At 71.5% G+C, this 22430-nt stretch carries 17 protein-coding genes and 1 pseudogene; 8 read left to right on the top strand and 10 right to left on the bottom strand.

The features are described from left to right. Positions 1–623, bottom strand: a pseudogene (locus ABZS61_RS06795) (hypothetical protein); the annotation flags it as partial. Between the two features lie 269 nt (positions 624–892). On the opposite strand from ABZS61_RS06795, the gene ABZS61_RS06790 reads away from it, so the two are divergent. Both ABZS61_RS06790 and ABZS61_RS06785 read left to right on the top strand, forming a co-directional pair. Then, positions 893–2962 (top strand): PhoX family protein, encoded by a 2070-nt coding sequence (locus tag ABZS61_RS06790; protein ID WP_356417039.1) that lies wholly within the window; start codon positions 893–895, stop codon positions 2960–2962. A 142-nt stretch (positions 2963–3104) separates the two neighbouring features. Continuing rightward, a complete protein-coding gene (locus ABZS61_RS06785) occupies positions 3105–3509 on the top strand; it encodes an RNA-binding S4 domain-containing protein (protein WP_356417037.1) in 405 nt (134 codons plus the stop codon). Between the two features lie 24 nt (positions 3510–3533). Here the strand turns inward: ABZS61_RS06785 and ABZS61_RS06780 are convergent, their stop codons facing one another. Both ABZS61_RS06780 and ABZS61_RS06775 read right to left on the bottom strand, forming a co-directional pair. Further along, the gene (locus tag ABZS61_RS06780; protein WP_356417035.1) at positions 3534–4475 is read right to left on the bottom strand and encodes an NADP-dependent oxidoreductase; all 942 of its coding nucleotides are present in this window, start codon (positions 4473–4475) and stop codon (positions 3534–3536) included. Between the two features lie 98 nt (positions 4476–4573). After that, on the bottom strand, positions 4574–5452 hold the full coding sequence (locus ABZS61_RS06775; RefSeq protein WP_356417033.1) for a hypothetical protein: 879 nt from the start codon (positions 5450–5452) through the stop codon (positions 4574–4576). A 123-nt stretch (positions 5453–5575) separates the two neighbouring features. Between ABZS61_RS06775 and ABZS61_RS06770 the strand changes: the two genes are divergently transcribed. From ABZS61_RS06770 to ABZS61_RS06755, 4 genes are all read left to right on the top strand, one after another. After that, positions 5576–5986 carry a hypothetical protein gene (locus tag ABZS61_RS06770; protein ID WP_356417031.1) on the top strand — a complete coding sequence of 137 codons (411 nt, stop codon included), beginning with the start codon at positions 5576–5578 and terminating at the stop codon, positions 5984–5986. 178 nt (positions 5987–6164) lie between these two features. Beyond that, positions 6165–7136: an ATP-binding cassette domain-containing protein gene (locus tag ABZS61_RS06765; RefSeq protein ID WP_356417029.1), complete on the top strand. Its 972-nt coding sequence runs from the start codon at positions 6165–6167 to the stop codon at positions 7134–7136. Beyond that, complete coding sequence (locus tag ABZS61_RS06760; RefSeq protein ID WP_356417026.1) at positions 7133–7990, top strand: ABC transporter permease; 858 nt, start codon at positions 7133–7135, stop codon at positions 7988–7990. Before ABZS61_RS06765 ends, ABZS61_RS06760 begins: the two co-directional genes overlap by 4 nt. Positions 7991–8125: 135 nt before the next feature. Continuing rightward, the gene (locus ABZS61_RS06755) at positions 8126–8497 is read left to right on the top strand and encodes a hypothetical protein (RefSeq protein WP_356417024.1); all 372 of its coding nucleotides are present in this window, start codon (positions 8126–8128) and stop codon (positions 8495–8497) included. 68 nt (positions 8498–8565) lie between these two features. Here ABZS61_RS06755 and ABZS61_RS06750 read toward each other — a convergent pair whose 3' ends face one another. The 3 genes from ABZS61_RS06750 to ABZS61_RS06740 form a co-directional block, all read right to left on the bottom strand. Further along, positions 8566–8985: a universal stress protein gene (locus ABZS61_RS06750; protein WP_356417162.1), complete on the bottom strand. Its 420-nt coding sequence runs from the start codon at positions 8983–8985 to the stop codon at positions 8566–8568. A 119-nt stretch (positions 8986–9104) separates the two neighbouring features. Next, positions 9105–9764 carry an FMN reductase gene (locus ABZS61_RS06745; protein WP_356417022.1) on the bottom strand — a complete coding sequence of 220 codons (660 nt, stop codon included), beginning with the start codon at positions 9762–9764 and terminating at the stop codon, positions 9105–9107. A 2-nt stretch (positions 9765–9766) separates the two neighbouring features. Further along, on the bottom strand, positions 9767–10855 hold the full coding sequence (locus tag ABZS61_RS06740) for an LLM class flavin-dependent oxidoreductase (protein WP_356417020.1): 1089 nt from the start codon (positions 10853–10855) through the stop codon (positions 9767–9769). Between the two features lie 156 nt (positions 10856–11011). On the opposite strand from ABZS61_RS06740, the gene ABZS61_RS06735 reads away from it, so the two are divergent. Then, entirely contained in the window at positions 11012–11140 is a 129-nt protein-coding gene (locus tag ABZS61_RS06735) for a DUF6126 family protein (RefSeq protein WP_356417018.1), read from the top strand. A 175-nt stretch (positions 11141–11315) separates the two neighbouring features. After that, positions 11316–12383 (top strand): tryptophan--tRNA ligase, encoded by a 1068-nt coding sequence (trpS, locus tag ABZS61_RS06730; RefSeq protein ID WP_356417016.1) that lies wholly within the window; start codon positions 11316–11318, stop codon positions 12381–12383. Between the two features lie 40 nt (positions 12384–12423). Here the strand turns inward: trpS and ABZS61_RS06725 are convergent, their stop codons facing one another. The 4 genes from ABZS61_RS06725 to ABZS61_RS06710 form a co-directional block, all read right to left on the bottom strand. Continuing rightward, a complete protein-coding gene (locus ABZS61_RS06725; RefSeq protein ID WP_356417014.1) occupies positions 12424–14427 on the bottom strand; it encodes an NAD-binding protein in 2004 nt (667 codons plus the stop codon). An 18-nt stretch (positions 14428–14445) separates the two neighbouring features. After that, positions 14446–19326, bottom strand: a complete 4881-nt coding sequence (locus ABZS61_RS06720) for a DNA repair ATPase (RefSeq protein WP_356417012.1) — start codon at positions 19324–19326, stop codon at positions 14446–14448. Positions 19327–19417: 91 nt separating this feature from the next. After that, positions 19418–21562, bottom strand: coding sequence for a flotillin family protein (locus ABZS61_RS06715; RefSeq protein ID WP_356417010.1), 2145 nt, complete (start codon positions 21560–21562; stop codon positions 19418–19420). A gap of 132 nt (positions 21563–21694) precedes the next feature. Beyond that, positions 21695–22333 carry a hypothetical protein gene (locus ABZS61_RS06710; protein WP_356417008.1) on the bottom strand — a complete coding sequence of 213 codons (639 nt, stop codon included), beginning with the start codon at positions 22331–22333 and terminating at the stop codon, positions 21695–21697. Positions 22334–22430 lie beyond the last annotated feature (97 nt).

The raw sequence follows: 22430 nt of genomic DNA, 5'->3' as shown, positions 1-22430 counted from the left end.
TCGGCTTCCACGACCGGCTCGGCCTCGGCGACCGGCTCGGCTTCCACGACCGGCTCGGCCTCGGCGACCGGCTCGGCTTCCACGACCGGCTCGGCCTCGGCGACCGGCTCGGCTTCCACGACCGGCTCGGCGGGCTCCGCGACCGCAACGGGCTCCGGTTCCGGCTCCGCGTCGATGTCGATCGTGATCGGCGCCGGCTCGTCCGCGACGGTCGCGGTCTCCGCAACAGTCGCGGTCTCCGCAACAGTCGCGGTCTCCGCAACAGTCGCGGTCTCCGCGACCGTCGTGGCAGCCGCGGCCGGCCTGGCGTCGGGCGCCGACCCCTGTGCCGGAACCGTCGGCGTGGGTCCGGAGGTTGAGGTGGATGTGGTGGTGGCCGCCTTGTCAAAGGCCTCCGCCACCAGGTCCGTTGCCGGTCCGTTCTCCCGGTCCGCGGTGGACCGCGTCGAGGAGGAGGCCGGTGCCGGTACCGAGGCCTTCGCGGGCTCGGCCGCCGAAGTGGTGGTCTCCGGCTCCGGCTCCGTGGGCTGGGTGCGCTCGGCCTGGGGCGGGACGGTGGCCGTGACCGGCTCGTCCTGCTCCGTGCGGCCGAACACCTTGCGCAGCAAGCTCCGAATGCCCATGGGCGAGGCCTTTCGCATGAGTTGGTGGCGATAAATGTCCGTACTGCGGGAATTGATCCCTGGCCAGGGCGGATACGTAAGGTTAGCGGCCGGATCCGGCCGTTCGGTGGCGCGGCCCGCCCCTGTGTCAACCGAGCTCCAACCGAGGCCGGACCGAGCCCTGCGCACAGCGGTGGCCCGGACTTCACCCCTCGTTCACCGGCCGTCCCTCGTACCGCGTGGATGCACACCTACCGTCACGCAGGACACACAGACGGAGGGACGAACAAGTGCGCAATCTGCTGCCGCTCATCGGCTCGCACCAGGGCGGGCGCTCTGCGCTGACGTGCCGCTACCGCTGCGGTGACGCCTGCTTCCAGGAGATACCGAACACCAGCGGGAACGAGTACGCCGGCGACATCATCGCCGGTGCCCTGTCGCGCCGGTCGATGATGCGCGCCGCCGCGGTGGTGACCGTCGCCGCTGCCGCCGGAACCGCCGCTCTCACCGGCCCGGGAGCCCCGCAGGCCGAGGCCGCCGCGCTCGCGGGCCACGGCCGCACGCCGAAGCCCCCGCACCGGGACACCCCTTCGGGCGCCCGAGGCCTGCGCTTCGCGCCCGTGGCTCCGAACAAGAACGACAAGGTCACCGTCCCGGACGGGTACAGCCAGAACGTGGTGATCCGCTGGGGCGAGCCGATCCTGCGCGGCGCCCCCGCCTTCGACCCGGACGAGCAGTCGGCGAAGGCGCAGGCGGGCCAGTTCGGTTACAACAACGACTTCCTCTCCCTGCTCCCGCTCCCCGGCGAGCGGGGCCGCCAGGTACTGGTCGCCAACCACGAGTACACGGACGAGATCCTGATGTTCCGTGGATACGATCCGGCCAACCCGACCCGTGAGCAGGTCGAGATCGCCTGGGCCGCGCACGGACTCTCCGTGGTCGTCGTCCAGGAGGAGAACCGCACCGGCAGGCTCGGCCCGGTCAGCCGTCACCCGCTGAACCGCCGCCTCACCGCGACCAGCGAGTTCAGGGTCACCGGCCCGGCCGCAGGCAGCCCTCTGCTCCGTACCTCCGTCGACCCCACCGGCCGCAAGGTCCTCGGCACGCTCAACAACTGCGCGGGCGGCACCACTCCGTGGGGCACCACGCTGCACGGCGAGGAGAACTTCAACCAGTACTTCGCCAACGGCGCCGGCGACACGGACAAGCGCTACGGCATCGCTGCGAGCGCCACCGAGCGCAAGTGGGAGCGTTTCGACAAGCGCTTCGACCTGGCCCAGGAGCCCAACGAGGCGCACCGCTTCGGCTGGGTCGTCGAGCTCGACCCGTACGACCCCGACTCCGTCCCCCGCAAGCGGACCGCGCTCGGCCGCTTCAAGCACGAGGCGGCCCAGCCCCGGCTGACCGCCGACGGCCGCCCCGTCGTCTACATGGGCGACGACGAGCGGTTCGACTACTTCTACAAGTTCGTCTCCAGCAAGAAGATGAAGAAGGGGAACTCGCGTGCCGCGCGCGAGCACAACCTCACCCTGCTCGACGAGGGCACGCTGTACGTCGCCAAGCTGACCGGCGACTCCCCGGCCGCGGAGTTCGACGGTACGGGCAAGCTCCCGTCCGACGGCGAGTTCGACGGCAGCGGCATCTGGATCCCGCTCGCCACGGGTAGCACCTCGCACGTGCCGGGCATGACCGCCGAGGAGGTGTACGTCTTCACGCGTCTCGCCGGTGACAAGGTCGGCGCGACGAAGATGGACCGGCCGGAGGATGTCGAACCGTCGCCGCGCACCGGACGCGTCTACATCGCCCTCACCAACAACACCGACCGTGGCAAGGCGGGCAAGGCAGGTGCGGACGAGGCCAACCCGCGCAACGCCAACAAGCACGGTCAGATCCTGGAGCTCGCGGAGAACTGGGACGACCCGGCGGGCGACGGTTTCGCCTGGCGGCTCTTCCTCGTCGCGGGTGACCCGAACGACCCGTCGACGTACTTCGCGGGCTTCCCCAAGGAGAAGGTCAGCCCCATCTCCTGCCCGGACAACGTGGCGTTCGACGACCACGGCAACCTGTGGATCTCCACGGACGGCGCTCAGCTCGGTTCGCACGACGGCCTGTTCGGTGTCGCGACGCAGGGCGAACGGCGGGGAGAGCTCAAGCAGTTCCTGACCGTGCCGTCCGGTGCCGAGACCTGCGGCCCGGTGATCCAGGACCGCCGGGTCCTGGTGGCCGTGCAGCACCCGGGCGAGATCGACGGCGCGTCCGTCGAGAAGCCGGCGAGCACCTGGCCGGACGGACCCGGCCGAATCGTCCGCCCGTCCGTGGTCGCCGTCTGGCGCAAGGACGGCAGCGACATCGGCGTCTGAACCGCACCCGTCTCCCACTGCTGCCTGCGGTGGACGTCAGGCCTGTGCCCATGGGGTGCAGGCCTGACCTGCGTCGTACGAGCCGTCGCCGACTTCGGTTCCTGACCCGTCCGGGGCGCCTCACCGCACTAGAGTCGGGTGCATGGTTTCCGGTGAGGCGCCGCAGGCGGAGGGAAGTGTCCGGGTCGACGTCTGGATCTGGTCGGTCCGGCTGACGAAGACCAGGTCGCAGGCCGCTGCCGCCTGCCGGGCGGGGCATGTGCGGGTCAACGGGGAGCGGGCCAAGCCCGCCCAGACGCTGCACACGGGCGACGAGGTACGGCTGCGGCATGCGGGGCGGGACCGGATCGTGGTCGTCTCCAAGATCGTGAAGAAGCGCGTCGGGCCGCCGGTCGCCGCCGACTGTTTCGTCGACAACAGCCCGCCCCCGCCGCCGCGCGAGGCCGCGATCCAGGTTCCGGTCCGCGACCGCGGCGCGGGACGCCCGACCAAGCGTGACCGCCGGGAGATGGAACGCCTCCAGGAGCGCGGACCCGGACCGTCCTGAGAACCCCTCGCCGAAGGACCGGCTTCAGATGACGAAGACGGTCTTCCCGCGAGCCCCGCCCGTACGGTTCTGGGCGAGCGCCTGCGGGGCCTTCTCCAGAGGGAGCTCGGCGTCCACGGGCACGGCCAGTTCGCCCTGCACCGCGCCGGCGGCCAGTGATTCGAGCAGTTCCGCCGTCGGGGCGAGCCGGAAGTCGACCCGTGCGACGCCGGGCGGGCCCGCGACTCCCCGGGTGGTGACGGCGACACCGCCGTCGCGCACCAGTGCGGCATGCGCGGCGAAGGCGTCCGGGTCGGTGGAGACCAGGTCGACGAGCGCGTCGACGCCGTTCGGGTACACGTCCCGTACCGCCGCGGCCAGCTCGCCGGGACCGAGGGTCGTGTCGACGGCGGCGGCGGCGCCGAACGCCCGCATCCGCTTCTCCTCGTCGCCCCGTACCGCGGCGACGACCCCGATGCCCCGGGCGGCGGCGAGCTGGGTCAGGAAGGTGCCGACGCCGCCGGCCGCGCCGATGATCAGCAGACTCCGGCCGCTGCGGACCGCCGTTCCCCCCAGAATCTGCGCGGCGGCCGTCCCGGCGGACGGGAGCGCCGCCGCGATCTGGAGCGGCAGGTCGCGCGGTACCAGGGCGATCGGGGAGTCCTGCGGCACGGACACGTACTCGGCGTACGCCCCGCAGCGCCCGACAGGGGGCGCGGTCACCCGGCCGAAGACGGCGTCACCCACCCGGAAGCGGTTGTCGCCGCTGCCGATCATGTCCACCCGGCCCGCGAAGTCGACTCCGACGATCAGTGGGAAGGCGTGGGGGGCGACCTCGTCCAGGGCGCCGTCCGCGGTCTGCCAGTCGAGCGGGTTGAGCGCCGCGTACTCGATCTTCACCCGTACGTCGCCCGCGTCGGGATCGGGCTTCGGCACTTCGACGAGACAGGGCTCCGCACAGAACGCGCTGACAGCGATGGCTCGCATACGGCAGACCTCCCAGTCGCCCCCTGCTCTCACGGGTCCCACTTTCGCCCGGCCCACGCGCCCGCGCATGTCGGAGGCCGGCAGGCCGGAGCACCCTTTTACGGCCCGACGTTCCGTCCGGTGTTCCGCCGCGCCGCCACGTACCGTCCCGCAAGTCCGCCGACCACCAGGACCGCGCCCACCACGATCACGATCCACACGGTCGTCCGCAGTGAGGCGGTCAGCGCGTCGTACACGGCCGCGGCCCCGCCCCGGTCGCTGCCCGGCACCTCGTCCAGCACCCTGTCGCGGCCCACCGCGACCAGGATGCGCAGCACGATCGCGCCGAGCACGAGGCCGCCGCCCACCGCGGCCGCGGCGCCCAGCCCGGCCCGCACGCCTCCCCGTACGAGCGCGAGACCCACCACCAGGACGAGGAACACCACCGTCCCCACGGCCGGCCAGACGCTGCAGTGGCGCAGCCACTGGAAGGAGCTCCGCAGGTCGTCCGCCCGGTCGGCGGAGAGCACCGTGATCGCCGTGCTCTCGACCGGGATCCGGTCGGCGAACGGCACTCCGGAGTTCACCAGTTCCTCTTTGACCTGCTCGATCACCGGTGCCAGATCGATGGTCACCGCCTGCCCGCTGTCACCGTGCAGCGCGGCGGTCACGGCTTGGTGCGCCGTCCGGTTCGCGGTGGTCCAGGCCAGCTGGAAGGGCTCGGTGGTGGTGAACGACTGCACGGTCTCGTGCAGGAACTGCTCCAGGGTCTCCTGGAGCGGGCCGACGTCGATGTTCTTCATCGCCTCGTCGGTGACCAGGGTGGCGACGGTGTTCTGGACGTCGGGGTCGGAGGCCAGCGGGGAGACGGCGGCCAGGTACCGGTCGGTGTCGTCGATCTCCAGGTCGACCCACGCGGAGAGCGCGCTCACCGGTACCAGCACGGCAAGCAGGACGAGCAGTACTGCCGACAGGGCTGCTGAGAGGTAGGTCCGCACACCACCCAGACAATCCCGTGCGGGGCCGCGGCGCTTCGGGCCGTAGACCATTCGAGTTGCCGGTCGGCGCGGTCGGGTGTGCCCTGGAGGGACGGACGGGGGCGAGGGAAGGAGCTGTCCGCCATGGCCACTCACGCAACGATGCCGACGCGTCGGCGCACGCATGCCCGCACACCGGCACGGCGGACGCACAGCGCGCTCGCCTGGGCGATGCCCCTGACGCTGGGCGTGATCCTCGGTTTCTGGGCCTTCTTCATCCGGCGCGACGGCGGCGCGACCACCGGCGGGCAGATCTGGCTCGGTGTCGTGTCCGGAGTGGCTTTCGCCGCGCTGTGCTTCGTGCTGGGACGGGTCGGGCCCGCCCTGCCGCGGGAGCTTCGGGCGGCGGCGTACGGCGCGCTGACCGGGATCGCCATCGGCTTCCTCTACAGCCTCAACGGCAGCAGCGTGTTCTCGTCGGGCGTGCTGGGGCTGGTCGTCGGGGCCGGGATGTTCTGCACCGCCTTCTACATCTACTACACGCGGGAGGACTGAGCGCCGGGTCCCTCCGGACCGGTGCGTGGCCGCCAGATCGGATCTGGCGGCCACGCTTTTTTCCTTCTGACGTACCCCGTGGCGCGGTGCTCCCGTGCCATCGTGGCCCTGACCCACCCGACTCCTCGACCATCCCGACCATCCCGATCTCCTCGGTCATCCCGGCAAGGAAGGGACCATGAGTACTGAACTGGCCATCGAGACGACGGGGCTGGTGAAGATCTTCGGCGACAACCGTGCGGTGGACGGCATCGATCTCGCCGTTCCCACCGGCACCGTCTACGGCGTCCTCGGACCCAACGGCGCCGGGAAGACCACCGTCGTACGGATGCTGGCGACACTGCTGCGTCCGGACGGGGGCCATGCGCGGGTCTTCGGCCACGACGTCGTGAAGGACGCCGACGCGGTCCGCAGCCGGGTCAGCCTGACGGGGCAGTACGCCTCGGTCGACGAGGACCTGACCGGTACGGAGAACCTGGTGCTGCTGGGCAGGCTGCTCGGGCACTCCAAGCCCGCTGCCCGTACCAGGTCGGCACAGCTGCTGGAGGCCTTCGGGCTGAGCGAGGCGGCAGGCAAGCAGGTGAAGAACTACTCGGGCGGCATGCGGCGCCGTATCGACATCGCCGCGTCCATCCTGAACACCCCGGACCTGCTCTTCCTCGACGAGCCGACGACCGGGCTCGACCCGCGCAGCCGCAATCAGGTGTGGGACATCGTGCGGGCCGTCGTCGCCCAGGGCACGACGGTCATGCTGACCACGCAGTACCTGGACGAGGCCGACCAGCTGGCCTCGCGCATCGCGGTGATCGACCACGGCAAGGTGATCGCCGAGGGCACGAAGGGCGAGCTCAAGGCATCCGTCGGCTCCGGCTCGGTCCATCTGCGCCTGCGGGACCCCGCTCAGCGGCCCGAGGCCGAGCGGGTGCTCGCGCTGGAGCTGGACGCCACGGTCCAGCTGGACCCGGACCCGGTCGCGCTGACGGCCACGGTCAACGGCCACGGCACGGAGAAGGGCGCGGCGGAGAAGGCCGCGCGGGCGCTGGCCGAGCTGGCCAGGTGCGGCATCCATGTGGACAACTTCGCGCTCGGGCAGCCCAGCCTCGACGAGGTCTTCCTCGCGCTCACGGACAAGAAGGGGGTGTCGGCGTGAGTACCGCACCGGCCAGGACCCAGACGGAAGACGTCGAGCTCGTCGCGCCGGACGCCGAGACGCTCGCCTCCCTGCTGGTCGGCCAGGAGCGGCCACCCAGGCCCGGTGCTCTGTCGGCGTCCCTCACCTTCGGGTGGCGGGCGATGCTGAAGATCAAGCACGTGCCCGAGCAGTTGTTCGATGTCACGGCGTTCCCGATCATGATGGTGCTGATGTACACGTACCTCTTCGGAGGAGCGCTGGCCGGTTCCACCGAGGCGTACATCCAGTTCCTGCTGCCCGGCATCCTGGTGATGAGCGTCGTGATGATCACGATGTACACGGGTGTCTCGGTGAACACCGACATCACCAAGGGCGTCTTCGACCGGTTCCGTACGCTGCCGATCTGGCGGCCCGCCCCGATGGTCGGCTATCTGCTCGGCGACATCCTGCGTTATGTGCTGGCCTCGGCGGTCATGCTCACCGTCGGCATGATCATCGGCTACCGGCCGGACGGCGGAGTGCTGGGCGTGGCGGCGGGTGTGGCCCTGCTGCTGGTGTTCTCGTTCGCGTTCTCCTGGATCTGGACGATGTTCGGGCTGCTGCTGCGCACCGAGAAGTCGGTGATGGGCGTCAGCATGATGGTGATCTTCCCGCTGACGTTCCTGAGCAACGTGTTCGTCGACCCGAAGACCATGCCGGGCTGGCTGCAGGCCTTCGTCAACAACAGCCCGGTCACCCATGTGGCCACGGCGGTCAGGGAGCTCATGGCCGGCAACTGGCCGGCGACGGACATCGCCTGGTCGTTGGGCTGGTCGGCCCTGTTCGTGGTGGTGTTCGGCACGGTGACGATGCGGCTCTACAACCGGAAGTGACTCCAGGCCGCCGGCCCTCCCGGCGGGGTGCGCTCCGACGGTGGGGCCGTGCTCCTTCTCTCGCCCACTCGGCGGGCCGGGACCGGACTGGAGGACAGGGGACAGGGATCTGCCCTGAGAAGCCCTGGAGGAGCCATGACGGCCACGACGAGGAACGAGACGCCCGTCGCCTTCGAAGGTGAGGGTGCGGAACTGCGCATGAAGGAGATCGGTGGGGACCTGACGGTCGCCTTCGTCCGGTTTCCCAAGGGTACGGACATGCGCCCGGCGCTCAAGGGCATGCCGGACGACCTGTGCCCCTGCAACCACTGGGGCTATCTCCTCAAGGGCCGGCTGAAGATGTGGACAGGTGCCGACTCGGAGTCGTACGAGATCTACGAGGAGGGGCAGGCGTACTACTGGCCTCCCGGCCACGCCCCCGAGGCGCTCGAGGACTGCGAGTACGTGGACTTCTCGCCCACCGAGGAGTTCGCCCGGGTGCTCGAACACGTCAATTCCCAGGGCTGAACCCGTCCGGCCACGAAAAGGGCGGGCCACCGCGTGGGTGGCCCGCCCGTGAGCCGGGTCGGGAGGCCCTAGTCGCGGACGACGGTGACCGGGCAGGGGGCGTGCTGGGTGACGTGGAGGCTGACCGAGCCGAGCAGCGTCGCCTTGAAGCCGCTGTAGCCGCGGGCGCCGACGACCAGCAGGTTCGCGCCCGCAGCCCGGTCCAGCAGGGACTGCGCCGGGTTGCCGATCACGACGATCTTGCTGACGGCCGCCGCCCCTTCGGCGCCGAGGGCCTCCTCCAGCGCCTCGGTGAGGGCGATGGTCGCCACGGCCTGCGGATCGAAGTCCTCCGGCATGCCCGGCATCACGGACCAGCTGGATGCGGGGTACTCCCAGCTGTTGACCGCCTCGACCGTGTCCCCGGTCAGTTCGGCCTGGCGCACGGCCCAGCGCAGCGCCTTGATCGACGAATCCGAGCCGTCCACGCCGACGACGATCCTGCCCATGTCTGCCTCCCGTTCGGTCTGCCACTTCTGGCTGCATCTCGCCATGCATCAATTCGTGACAACTCTAACCAAACAGGACACCCGGGGCCTGTGGGTCGGACGGGCCCCGGGTGCTGCCTTCAGGCTGTGCGCAAGCCGGCGAGCTGCTGCTCGAACGGCACGACCGCGTCCTCGCCGTCGTCGAGGGTGAGCGACCGGGACGCCCCGGAGACCGTCCGCCCCATGACCGCGGAGGCGAGTTCGCCGCCCGCGCGCCGGATCCGGGAGGGCAGCCCCTCGGTGTACTCGTCGCCGGACGAGCCCCAGTCCTCCGACGCCGCGTACACGGACGTCGGCAGGACGACCGCCCGCAGGTAGGTGAAGAGCGGGCGCATCGCGTGCTCGAGAACCAGTGAGTGCCGGGCCGTGCCGCCCGTCGCCGCGATGACGACGGGCTTGCCTGTCAGGGCGGTGTTGTCGATCAGGTCGAAGAAGGACTTGAACAGTCCGCTGTACGAGGCAGTGAACACCGGGGTCACGGCAATCAGGCCGTCGGCGCCGGTCACGGCGTCGATCGCCGCCTTGAGCTCCTTCGGCGGGAAGCCGGTGACGAGGTGGTTGGCGATGTCGACGGCCAGATCGCGCAGCTCGATGATCTGGACGTCGACCCTGCGGTCCTGGTCGGCCGACAGTCGCTCCCGGACGGCCCCGGCGAGCCGGTCGGCCAGCAGCCGGGTGGACGAGGGGCTGCTCAGTCCGGCCGCGACGGCGACGATCTTCAGGGGGGCGGTGGCGAGCACGGTCAGACTTCCTTCCGGGCGGTGCGGGCGGCGGTGACCGCCGGGTGGACGGGTGCGTCCGGCACGCCGGCCGGGCGCAGGTTGGCGAACTCCTTGCGCAGCACGGGTACGACCTCCTCGCCGAGGATGTCGAGCTGCTCCAGGACCGTCTTGAGCGGCAGTCCCGCGTGGTCCATCAGGAACAGCTGGCGCTGGTAGTCGCCGACGTGCTCGCGGAAGGACAGGGTCCGCTCGATGACCTCCTGCGGGGAGCCGACGGTCAGCGGGGTCTGCTCCGTGAAGTCCTCCAGGGAGGGGCCGTGCCCGTAGACCGGCGCGTTGTCGAAGTACGGGCGGAACTCCCGTACCGCGTCCTGCGAGTTCTTGCGCATGAACACCTGGCCGCCGAGGCCCACGATGGCCTGCTCGGCGGTGCCGTGCCCGTGGTGGGCGTAGCGCCTGCGGTAGAGGTCCACCATCTTCTTCGTGTGCTCCAGGGGCCAGAAGATGTTGTTGTGGAAGAACCCGTCGCCGTAGTAGGCGGCCTGCTCGGCGATCTCCGGGGAGCGGATGGAGCCGTGCCAGACGAACGGCGGGACGCCGTCCAGCGGGCGCGGGGTCGCGGTGAAGGACTGGAGGGGCGTACGGAACGTGCCCTCCCAGTCGACGACGTCCTCGCGCCACAGCTTGTGCAGCAGGGCGTAGTTCTCGATCGCGAGCGGGATGCCCTGGCGGATGTCCTTGCCGAACCAGGGGTAGACGGGGCCGGTGTTGCCGCGGCCCATCATCAGGTCGACACGGCCGTCCGCGAGGTGTTGGAGCGTGGCGTAGTCCTCCGCGATCTTCACCGGGTCGTTGGTGGTGATCAGGGTGGTGGACGTGGACAGGATCAGCTTCTCGGTGCGGGCGGCGATGTAGCCGAGTGTGGTCGTCGGCGAGGACGGGACGAACGGCGGGTTGTGGTGCTCACCGGTGGCGAAGACGTCCAGGCCCACCTCCTCGGCCTTGAGCGCGATGGCGAGTGTCGCCTTGATCCGCTCGTTCTCGCTCGGCGTCGTACCGGTCGTGGGGTCGGTGGTGACGTCCCCGACGGTGAAGATCCCGAACTGCATGGCGCCCGCCTCCAGCTACTGGTTGAACGTTGAACTATGTGAACACACCCTACAACGGGAGACCCCGCCCCCCTATTCCGCGGGCTCGGAGCCCTCTCCGGGGCTGCGTACCCTGGAGCGGGCCTGTCGCGGTGACCAAGCGGAAAGGGGTGAGTCATGAGCGAGAGCGAGAGCTGGAAGGAGCGCGGTGTCGTGCTGCGCGTCTTCGTCTACATCTTCGCGACGCACCTCTTCGCCGGGTTCGTCATGCTGCTCTTCTACGTGGGCGGCCACGCGGACAAGTGACTACAGTGGGCGCATGACCTCCGTCCCGTGCCTGAACCGGTGGCGCTCCCCCTAGGAGCGGCCACCCTCATCTGCACGGAACCAGGGCCGTTCGACATGGACGGCCCTTTTTTGCTGCCCCGATGTCCGTCGGCGGGCCGTCCTGAACGCATACGCGATCAGCGAGGAGAGCCACGTGACCGTCACAGACCTGCCGCCCGCCGGCCCCGCAGCACCCGCCCTGCGCCGCAGTGCCGAGCTTGAGGAACAGCTCGCGCACGACCCGGGCCGTTTCCGGGTCCTCACCGGCGACCGGCCCACCGGGGCCCTTCACCTCGGGCACTACTTCGGCACCCTCCACAACCGGGTGCGCCTCCAGGACCTCGGCGTGGACGTCCTCGTCCTCATCGCTGACTACCAGGTGCTCACCGACCGCGACGTCGCCGAGCGGCTCACCGAGCACGTGGAAGGGCTCCTGCTGGACTACCTGGCCATCGGGATCGACCCTGCCCGGACGACGGTCTTCAACCACAGCGCCGTACCGGCCCTCAACCAGCTCCTCCTGCCGTTCCTCTCCCTCGTCTCCGTCGCCGAGCTCGGCCGCAACCCCACCGTGAAGGACGAGATCGCCCACTCCCGGCAGGCCGCGGTCAGCGGGCTCATGTACACCTACCCGGTGCACCAGGCCGCCGACATCCTGTTCTGCAAGGGCAACCTCGTACCCGTCGGGCTGGACCAGCTGCCCCACCTGGAGATCACCCGCACCGTCGCCCGCCGCTTCAACGAGCGGTACGGGGCGGTCTTCCCGGAACCCGACGCGCTGCTCTCCGCCGCGCCCCTGCTGCTCGGCACCGACGGCACCAAGATGAGCAAGAGCCGGAACAACTCCGTCGCCCTCGGCGCGGACGCCGACGAGACGGCCCGGCTGATCAAGGGCGCGACCACCGACGCCGAGCGCCACATCACGTACGAGCCCGAACGGCGGCCCGGGGTGTCGAGCCTGGTGCTGCTGGCCGCCCTCTGCCTCGGGCGCGACCCCCACGACGTCGCCGAGGAGATCGGGAACGGCGGCGGCGCCGCGCTCAAACGGACCGTGACGGACGCGGTCAACACCACGATGGCCCCGATCCGGGCCCGACGGGCGGAGTACGCGCGGGACATGACGTACGTGCGGTCGGTACTGCGCGCGGGCAACGAGCGGGCGAACGCGATCGCCGAGGCGACGCTCGACGAGGTGCGCGAGGCGATGGGCACGCCCCGCTAGCAGGGCCGCGCCGGCCCGTTGCCGAGCTTTCGTCGACGGGTCACAGGCGGTTCATCGAACGCTGTCTGCGCAGCAGTTCCGCCAGACCGCGCCGGGTCGCCGCGATCACCACCCGGTCCTCCGGCCGCAGCACGTAGCCCGGGTGCAGGTTCCAGATCAGTCCGGAAGGCCGGTCCGCCGCGTCGGGGCCGAAGGGGTCGTACGGAGGGACGGCGGCCAGATCCGGGCGGCGGTCGGCCGGCGGGGTGGCGTCCAGGGCCAGGACGCGCCAGGAACCGGGTCGGAACGCCTGCTCGACGGTGTGGCCCTCCAACTGCGGATGGCCCCCCACCTCCAGGGCGGCGAACAGCAGGACCTTGCGTTCGACCGGGACCGCGCCCAGGATCTGCCGGCCCATCATGGCGACCGCGAACGACGGGGCGGCCAGGTGGGAGACGGAGCGGGAGCGGGTCAGGGCCTGCGGGTGGGCGGTGCGCAGGGTCCGGTAGACGGCGGTGGCGAACTCGTCGTCGTACAGGCGCAGGGCCACCCGCAGATCCGGCTTCACCGAGCGGGCGTACAGGGCGGCTTCCAGGTTCGTCGCGTCGACGCTGGTCAGGGCCAGCAGGGCGCGGGCCCGGCGGATCTTCGCCGCTTCCAGGACACCCTCCTGGGTGACATCGCCGACGACCGTGGGGATGTGCATGCTGCGGGCCAGCGGGATGCCGCGCGCCTCCGGGTCCTCCTCGACGACGACGACGGGGATGTCCAGCTCCCGGAGCCGCACGAGGACCCTCGTACCGATCTTGCCGAGGCCCAGGAGCACCACATGGCCGGACAGGCCACGCGGGGGGCGGCGCAGCACCGACGCGGTGCGCAGCGAGCCGAACGCCTCCAGGACGGCGGCGACGAGCAGCGGCAGGAGGAGGAGTCCGGCCGTTCCGGAGAGGAGCTGGATGATCTGGCGGGATGCCGGGTCCTTGTCCCCGTCCGCCGGGTCGCCCATCGCGAGCAGGTCGAGCAGGGTCAGGTAGGCGGCGTGTACGGGGCTGTCGCCGGTGGTGACGACCGAGGCGACGGCCAGGGCCACGACGGCCGTCGCGACACCCGCCGCCGACCAGCGCAGCCGCCGCGAGAAGATGTGGCCGAGCGGTGCGCCCCTGCCGCCCATCCGGGTGGGTGTGCGGTCGGGTCCCGCCTGGCTGATGGCTTCCAGGACGACCGTGCCCCGGCCGGTGGCCGCGGCCACCGTCGCATGGTCGGGCAGGAGCTGGGGGCCTTCCTCGCCACTGCTGTCGGAGCCCTCGGTGCCCGCCGGGTCATGGGTGGTGGAGGAGAGCAGCGCCAGCGTGCACAGGCCCGGGTCGGCGAGCTCGCCCTGCCGGGGCGGGGTGCGCTCGGCGGCGCGCAGGAGCACGCCCTCGGCCTGGATGACCTTGCTGCTGCCGGTCAGTGCGGTGGCGGCCAGGGCGGGTGCGGCGGTGTCGGCGTCGGACAGCACGGTCGTGGAGGCGTCCAGGGCGGTCGGGTCGAGCCCCGGCATCGCGACGGCGGCCGCCTGGTCGAGCAGGGTCTCCAGGTGCTGGCCGAGCTTGCGGTTGTAGAGCCGGATGACCAGCCGCAGGCGCGGGTTGAGGCGACGGGCCGTCAGGGCGGCCCGGATGTTCCGCTCGTCGTCGTCGTAGACCAGCGCGAGCGCGGCAGCCCGGTCGACACCCGCCTCTTCCAGTACGTCGTCGGACGGCTCGTGCGCCTCGATGATGCGGACGGCCTCGACCCCGGCGTTGGTGTCGCCGTCACCGGCCCCGCCCGCCGCCCCGTTGCGGTTCATCGCCGCCGACATGCGGCCGAACAAGGCCGCAGCCCTGGCGCGTTGGGTCAACGGCAGATCGGGGCGACCGGTGTCGCGGCCCGGCGGCAGCAGCAGGGTGACCCGCTCCCCGTACACATAGCGCAGCTCCACGGCGAGCCGCCGGGCGAGCGTGTCATCGCCGCAGACCACCATGTGGCCGCTGATGGTGGGGCGTTGGGGCTGCTGAGGAAGTGGGGACACGAAACCCAGCATGCCTTGTCCCTCTCCGTGTCAGTCGTTGTGGGCCGGGCGGGCTGCGGGGCCGGCCGGCAGGTGGCGTGGGTCCGCCGCCCGCCCGATCGCCGTCTCCACCGCCGCTATCCGGTCCGCGAGGAGCCCCAGGGCGGCCACCGCGCGGGTCATGGGGTCGCCGTCCGGGCCGCCGAGTGCCTGGGCGCGGACGTACGAGGCGGTGATGGCGGACCAGCGGTCCGCCTGCTCGGCGGTGAGTGTGCCGCGCAGCGCGGCCAGCTTCAGCAGGTTCGATTCGGCACCGGTGGTGAGGGTCTGCGCCTCGCCCGCGTAGTGATCGTCGATGACGGCGGCCAGCTCGGCGTCGTTCATGACGGGCACGATCCGCTCCGCGATCCTGTTCATGTTGCGGTACGAGCCCTGCAGCCTGAACGGCGGCTCGGTGCGCGTCGTGTCGGTCTGCGCCGCCGAAGCGATGTACGCCGCGTTCACCGTGAGGACGGTGTCCCGTGCGGTGAGCAGATGCCGCAGGACGGAGACGATCCGGTCCAGCTCGACAGGCGTGTACGGGTGCTCCAGCCGGTCGGCGCGCACCTGCCCGGTGGTGTCGGACGCGAGGTCCACGAGCTGTGCGAGGTCGTCGCGGGAGCGGGCCGCGAGCGGGGCGAGGACCGGGTTGGCGGTCAGCGCGTTCTCGACGAAGCTCAGCGCGAAGACGTCGTCCCGGCCGCTCAGGACCTCGCCGAGATTCCAGACGTCCGCGCGGTTGGCGAGCATGTCCGGAATCCTGAACTGCTCCCCGGACTCGGTGTACGGGTTGCCCGCCATGACCACCGCGAACCGCTTGCCCCGCAGGTCGTAGCTGCGCGCCTCGCCGTCCCGCACCCCTTCGACCCGGCGGGTCGCGTCGCAGAGCGGAATGAACTTCTGGAGCAGTTCGGGCGAGGTGTGCTGGATGTCGTCCAGGTGGAGGAGGGTGTTGCTGCCGGCCCCCAGCGCGAAGTTGATCTTCTCGATCTCCTGGCGTGCGGTCGCGCTGCGGGCCTGCGCCGGGTCGAGGGAGGTCACGTCGTGGCCCAGGTTCGGCCCGCTGACCTTGACGAGGACCATGCCGAGCCGGTCGGCGACGTATTCCATGAGCGTCGTCTTGCCGTAGCCCGGCGGCGATACGAGGAGCAGCAGGCCCTGGGAGTCGGTGCGCCGGTCCGCGCCGGCGGTGCCGAGCTGCTTGGCGAGGCTGTCGCCGATGAGCGGCAGGTACACCTCGTCGAGCAGCCGGTTGCGGACGAACGCCGGCATGACGCGCGGCCGGTGGTCGTCCAGGCGCAGCCGGGCGCGTTCGGCTGCGACCAGGGTGGTGCGCAGCCGCTGGTACGCCCGGAAGCCGGGAACGGTGCGCTCGCGGAACCCGGCGGTACGGGCGAGGAGTTCGTCCAGCCGCACCGGCAGCTTGCCCCGCTCGACGCGCGGGTGGTCGCCGAGGAGGCCCTCGACCGTCTCGGTGAGCGGCGCGTCGCACTCGTACCGCTGCAGGTCCGGGCACAGCTCCACGGCGACGGCCTCCGCGAGGTCCCCCTCGCCCGCCTCCGTGCCGCTCGCGGCGGCGTAGGAGGCGAGCCAGCCCTCGACGAGCTGGCGCCGGGCCCGCAGGTCGTCGGCCAGGGCCGCCAGGTCCTCGTCGTACGCCGAGGTTCCCGTGGCCCGGCGGAACTTGTCCAGGAACGTACGGGTGGCGGAGCTCGTCACGAACCCGGCAGGACCGCTGGTCAGCTCCTCGAAGAGGTACACGGCGACCGTGTCCCCGGCCCCCATGGCCGCCGCCCACTCCTCCTGGAGCGCGGCGATGGCCGGGGCGAGCCCGAACGTGTCGCGGGCGCGCGCCAGCGACACGGCCCGGCGCGCCCAGGACGTACGCCGGGCATCGTCCGCGCCGTGCGCCCAGAAGAGCTGCGCCGCCGCGCGCACGGCGGGCGGGAAGCGCAGCAGGCCGGCGCCGGAGTGCAGCCGCAGCAGGGCGGCCAGGATCGTGGTGGCGTCCTCGTCGTGCACGCCGCGCTGATAGCCCTCGTCGTACGCCGCCGCTGCCGCTTCCCGTACGAGCGCGGCCAGGTCCTGCGCATCGGTGAGGGCATCCGCGCCGTGCTCGTCCAGGAGGCGGGCGGCCAGATGCTCGGCACGGTAGACGTCCCCGGATTCGGAGGGCAGCAGCTGGTCCCAGTACGGGCGGGTCGCCGCGAACTCCGGGCCGGTGACCGGCGCCCGGTAGTCCGTGCCCGTCAGTGCGAAGGCGAGCCCGTCGCCGGACGGGACCAGGGTCAGGTCGAACGGCTGGGTGTTCACCGCGAACCGGTGCCGGCCCAGCCGGATCACGGACCCGCCGTCCGCGTACAGCTCGCTGCGGTCGCGCAGCGCCCGCCCCGCCTCCTGCCGTGCCGCCTTCAGCCGCCCGTCGAGCTCTTCGGCGCGCACGGGGTCGCCGAGCCCGCGCAGCTCATCGGCGGTGCGGCGGACCTTGGCGACCATGGGGTCGGAGGCGAAGTAGGTGTGGACGGCGTCCAGGTCCTCCAGCGAGGCAAGACGCCGGGCGACCGTCTCCAGGACCCGGTTCGCGGAGTCCGCGAGCCGCTCCGCCCGCCGGGCGCGGGCATCCTGCAGCGTCTGCTTGCGGGCCGAGAACGCCTCGTACACCTCCGTACGCCGCTCGGCCAGCCGGACCGGGACGTCGTCGGTGTCCGCGAACCGGGACTCCAGGTTCTCCAGCTGGAGCAGCACCCGCGCCAGTTGCTCGTCGCAGGCGTCGGGGGAGTCCGCGGCGGCCAGCGCTCCCGTGACCGCCTGCCCGAGCAGGGCGAACTCGGCGGCGAATCCGGCCCGCCCCTCCCGGGACAGCAGCTCCCTGCGGCGGGCGTCCAGGGTCGCGCGGGCGCGGTTGGCGCCGCCCAGGACCTCGGCGATCCGCTCCAGGATCGACGTACGGACGGTGGCGTCGCCGATGTCGAGCCCGGCGACGACGTCCGTGACGGTGCCGAGGCCCTCGGTGATCCCGGTCAGCCGGTCCGCGACGGCCGAGGTGCCGGCGACGCCGGTTGCCGTGCCTGCGGCCTCGGTGAGCTGCGTGAGGTCCTCGTGGTATCCGGTGAACGCGTCCTCCCGGGCGAGGAAGGCCACCACCCGCTGGGCGGCCGAGGCGAGGGCGTGCTCGGTCTCGGCGGAGAGTTCCGCGATCCGGCCGGTGTCGGCGTACCGCATCTCGGCAAGGGTCGCCAAGTGGCCCTGAACGCGCCGGAGTTCGGTGAGCTGGGCCACCCGGGCGGCGGCTGTGGGCGGGGCCTCGCCCCGGATGCGGCGGACGAGGGCGGTGAGCCGTGAGGCAGTCCGGGCGAGGGCTTCGGCGGCCTGCCGGGTCAGCTCCTGCACCGTCTCGAACTCGGCCAGGACCTGGTGGGCGGTGGCCCTCAGCTCCTCCAACGGGTCGGCGAGCGAACCCAGTTCGGGATCGGTGAGCCAGTGGTAACGGTCCCCGGCCCGGGCGCAGTCGGCGACGAGCTGCTCGTACACGGCGGTCGTCGGTGTCATGTCCCGCACGCCGTGCGCCAGGGCGAGACAGTCGGAGATCCCGCGCACCAGGTCGGCGTTGCCGGTCCGGGCGAGCGGGCCGGTGCCCACGGGGCGGGAAGCGGCGTAGGTGTCGGAGGCGTACGGGGACTGCCAGCGCTGCAGCGGGTGGACGCGGCCGGGCCCCTCTTCGCCCCTGTCACCGCCCTTGAGCAGGATCAGGGTGCCGTCGTCGAGGAGGGCGTGACCGCGGCCGAGCAGCGGGGTGGCGACCTCCTGGCGGATCAGGTTGTAGGGGAGGAGCAGGGTGCGGCTCTCGTCCCGGGACCGGAAGGCGTACAGCACGTCCTCGCCGTTGGGCGAGCGGACCGCGCCTTCGAAGACCGGGTCGGTGAGTTCCTCGGCGGTGTCGAACGTCCTGGCCGTACCGGTGGTGAGGTAGTAGCCGCCGGGGAAGATGATCCCCTGGTCCTCGGGGAGCCGGTGGCAGGACGGCCCGATCGCGTCGAGCCGGCGGACGGTGGAGAGCAGCGTGTTGAAGACCAGGTGACGCCAGTCCTCCTCCTTGTACGGGCGCACCCGAAGCAGGATCAGCGGCCCGGCCTCGGCGTACTCGACGTCGGCGTCCGCGAGGGACTGGAGCGGCTCCTGCACGGGCTCCTCGTAGATCCCGGCGGGGGACTCGGTGTCGTCGACGGTCTTGACGGTGAGGCTGCCGCCCAGCGTGTCGACGAAGAGCGCGCCCCCGCCGACGGCGATGTGCGGATGCCGCCCCGGGACATGGGCGTCCCGCCCGGCCGGGGTCCATTCGAAATCATGCGACGGCGGGAACACATGGTCCTTGTCCCCCTGGGCGTCCAGGAACGCTCCGGGCGCACCGTCCGGGCCGAGCGCCCAGCGCAGGACGCGGATGTCCTCGGCGGTCTCACCGGTACGGAAGACGGCGAGCAGCCGGCCGTTGACGCGTCGCAGCCGGAGCAGCCGGGCGCTGCGGTAGTAGCGGTGGAGCCCGGCGAACTCCCGGACGAACGCCTCGTCGCCGAGCAGTCCCGCGCCGCTCTCCTGAAGACCGGCCGAACGCAGGACGAGGACGTCACCGACCTCCACCTCCCCGCCCGCCCCGGGCCCGGGCTCGAAGCCGAACAGCAACTGTCCGCCCACGGCGAGGAGATCGCGGACCGTGGACGCCCGCTCCGTGCGGACCTGCTCGGTGGCGAGCAGCCGCAGCCCCGTCGAGCCGAACTCCTCGGTCCGCCGGACGTTGAGGGCCTCGGCCCGCCGGACGAGCTCGGCGGCCTGCGCCCCGAGCCGGCGCCGGAGCACCTCGTAGGCACCGGCATCGGTGAGTGCGGTGTCGTGGTCCATGCGTACGGCTCCCTGCGAGATGTCGACGTCCTGCGACCCGGTCCGCCCGAGCCCCCGGGGGAATGACGCCCGGTGGCCGGGGCGGGCGGCCCTACCCGACCGCGGCCGCCCCGTTCCGGGACACCGGGGCGGAAGCGGACGCGGATCCGGGCTCAGCCCCGGAACCCCCACCCGTCAACGACGACACCGTCATCCCCGCCAGCCCCAGCTCCTCCGCCGCGGCGAGCAACTGCCGTACCTGACCCGAAGCCGCCCCCGAGGACCCCCGCATCAACTGCATCAGCAGGGCCGACACCGTCAGGTTCCGCACATCCCCCGTGGACACGGACCCCAGCACCCGGGTCAGGTCCTCCGTGAACGACCCGCTGCCGTCCAGCCACGGCCCCGCCAGCGCCTGAGCGGTCCTCGAGTTCTCCACGAACCCGTCCACGCTCCGTCCGAGCGAGACCGACGAGACGAGCCGGTCGAAGAAGACCGTGTCGCCGCCGACGATGCTGATGTCGGCGTTCTCCAGCCCGGTCGCGAGCACCGTCGCCTGTGCCTCGGCAACCTGCCGCTGCACGTCGAACTCCGCCAGCCGGATCTCCTTCTCCGCGGCCAGCCGCAGCCGGTACTCCTCGTGGCCGCGCGACGCGTCGTCCAGCGCGGCCATCGCCGCGGCCTTCTGGGTGAGCCCTTCGGCCTCGGCCTTCAGCTTCCCGCCGATCGCCGCCGCGTCCGCCGTCGCCTGGGCCCGGGTGCCCTCCGCGACCGCCAGTGCCTTGAGGCGCGATCCCTCCGCCTCCGCGCCGAGCCGTGCCTCCGTCGCCCGGCCCTCCGCGAGGCCGGCCTTCTCCGTGACGTCGGCCTCGGCCTCCCGGACCTGGACCTCCGCCAGCCCTGCCGCGGCCGTCTCGGCCTGAATGCCTTCCGCGAGCCGCAGCTTCGCCTGCGCGTCGAGGTCGGCGGTCTTCAACCGGGCCTCGGCGAGCGTCAGCTGCTCGGCCGCCCGATGCGTCGCCGCGGCCTCCGCGGCCTCGGCCGCCTTGATGTCCTTGACGAGCTTCTCCTGCGCCTCCGCCTCGGCCGCGATGATGACCGACCTACGGGTGCGCTCCGACTCCTCGACGGCCCGCAGCGTCAGGATCGACTCCTCCTGCTCGGCGACCGTACGGTCCACCGCGATCCGCTCCCGGATCACGTCCGCGACCTCGCGGCGCTCGGCCTCGACCTCCTTCGTCGCCGCGATCCGGTTCAGTTCGGTCTCGCGCTCACGCCCGATGACCTCCAGCATCCGGTCCTTCTCGATGCGCTCGTTCTCCACCGCGATGACCCGCTCACGGTTCTTCTGCGCGACGGCGATCTCCCGTGCCTGGTTCTCCCGCTGGATACCGAGCTGCTCCTCGGTACGGATGAACGCACCCTGCGCACCGAGCCGCTCCTCCTCCTGCACCCGGGCGGTGGCCGCCTCCTCGCGTGCCCGCAGCGTCTCGACCTCGCGGCGCTGCTTGATCTCGGCCTCGGACTGCCGTCGCTCCAGCTCCAGAATCGTCTCGCGGGCGTCGACGTCCTGCCGGGTGATCTCCTTCTGCTCGGTGCGCTGGAACTCGTTGGTCCGCACGTGCTCGATCGACGTCAGCTCGGTGATCTTGCGGATGCCCTGCGCGTCCAGGATGTTCGCCCCGTCGAGCTGCGCCATCGGCGTCTGCTCCAGGAAGTCGATCGCCGCGTCGTCGAGGTGGTACCCGTTCAGGTCGGTACCGATGACGCGGATGATCCGGTCACGGAACTCCTCGCGCTTGGTGTAGAGGTCGACGAAGTCGAGCTGTTTGCCGACGGTCTTGAGCGCCTCCGAGAACTTCGCGGCGAAGAACTCCTGGATCGCGACCTTGTCGCTCGCCCGCTCAGTGCCGATGGCCTGAGCGACCTTGATGACGTCCTCGACGGTCTTGTTGACCCGGACGAAGAAGGTGATGTGGATATCCGCGCGGATGTTGTCCTGGCAGATCAGACCCTCGCGCCCGGTACGGCGGATCTCGATGGTCTTCACCGAGATGTCCATGGTCTCGGCCTTGTGGAGCACGGGCAGGACGACCGCACCGGTGAAGGTGACGTCGACCTTCTTGGTCTTGGAGATGATCAGCGCCTTGCCCTGCTCGACCTTGCGGAACAAGCGGGTGATGACGAGCAGCAGAGCGATGGTGATGAGCAGGACAACGGCGACGAGCACGCCGATGCCCAAGGAGATGGCATCCATGTCAGTCCTTGGCGGCTGGTGGGAAGGAGTGAAGAAGGAAGGGCGCGCCCGCGTTCCGGAGCGGCGTCGCGGCATGCGGAACCAGGAGCCCGGCGGCAGCGGGGCTCGCGCATGCGGGTGGGGACGGTCCGGTCAGCCGGCCTTGCGCGGCAGCGGTCGCGGGGCGAGCGCGGCGTCGTACGCCGAGACCCAGAAGAACTCACCCTCGGTGTCGTACGCGTACAGGAGCCCCGTACTGCCTGCCGCGAGCAGCTCACCGGGACCGGACGGCGGCTCCGGCTGCCGGACCTGCACGATCGCGGTCGAGCCGTCGGCCGCCGAAACCTCCGCCTGCCCGAAGTCGGCACTGACGGACCCCGTACGGATCGTGCAGACCTGACCCAGGAAGTCCTGCCGCGATGGAGGAGGTTCCGCCGGGAAGTACCGGCGGAAGTGGCGTACGAGCATGCGGACGACCCCCCAGGCGATCACCAGCGCCCCTGCCAGGACGACGACGTGGAGCAAGGAGCGTGTGGTGCCGGTGACACCACTGCGCTGGACCAGGACCGAACCCGTGAGGCTGGTGAACCAGGCGATGACGACGGCGAGCGACGCGGACGCGGCGACCGGAATCCCGCCGACGCCCGCCGCGTCGGCGTCGAGGTCGCTGTCGAAGGAGTCCGTTCCGGCGGCCCCGGCCAGCACGAGCAGCCAGAAGCAGACGACGACGACCAGGGCGGCGCCGAGGACGACGGCGGGAAAGGCAAGTGCTGCGGAAAGGAATTCGGCCATCCGGTTCACCCCCTGCGACGCTGCGCGCCTCTGTCGGCCAGGGGTGTGGTGGGCAGGGTGCGCCGGGGCCCCGGCGCTGCGACACCGCGAACGGCAC

Source organism: Streptomyces sp. NPDC005566, from assembly GCF_040605575.1.
Taxonomy (GTDB): domain Bacteria; phylum Actinomycetota; class Actinomycetes; order Streptomycetales; family Streptomycetaceae; genus Streptomyces.
The sequence above is the reverse complement of the archived record's forward strand: the minus strand, read 5'-3'. Positions and strand labels throughout refer to the sequence as shown.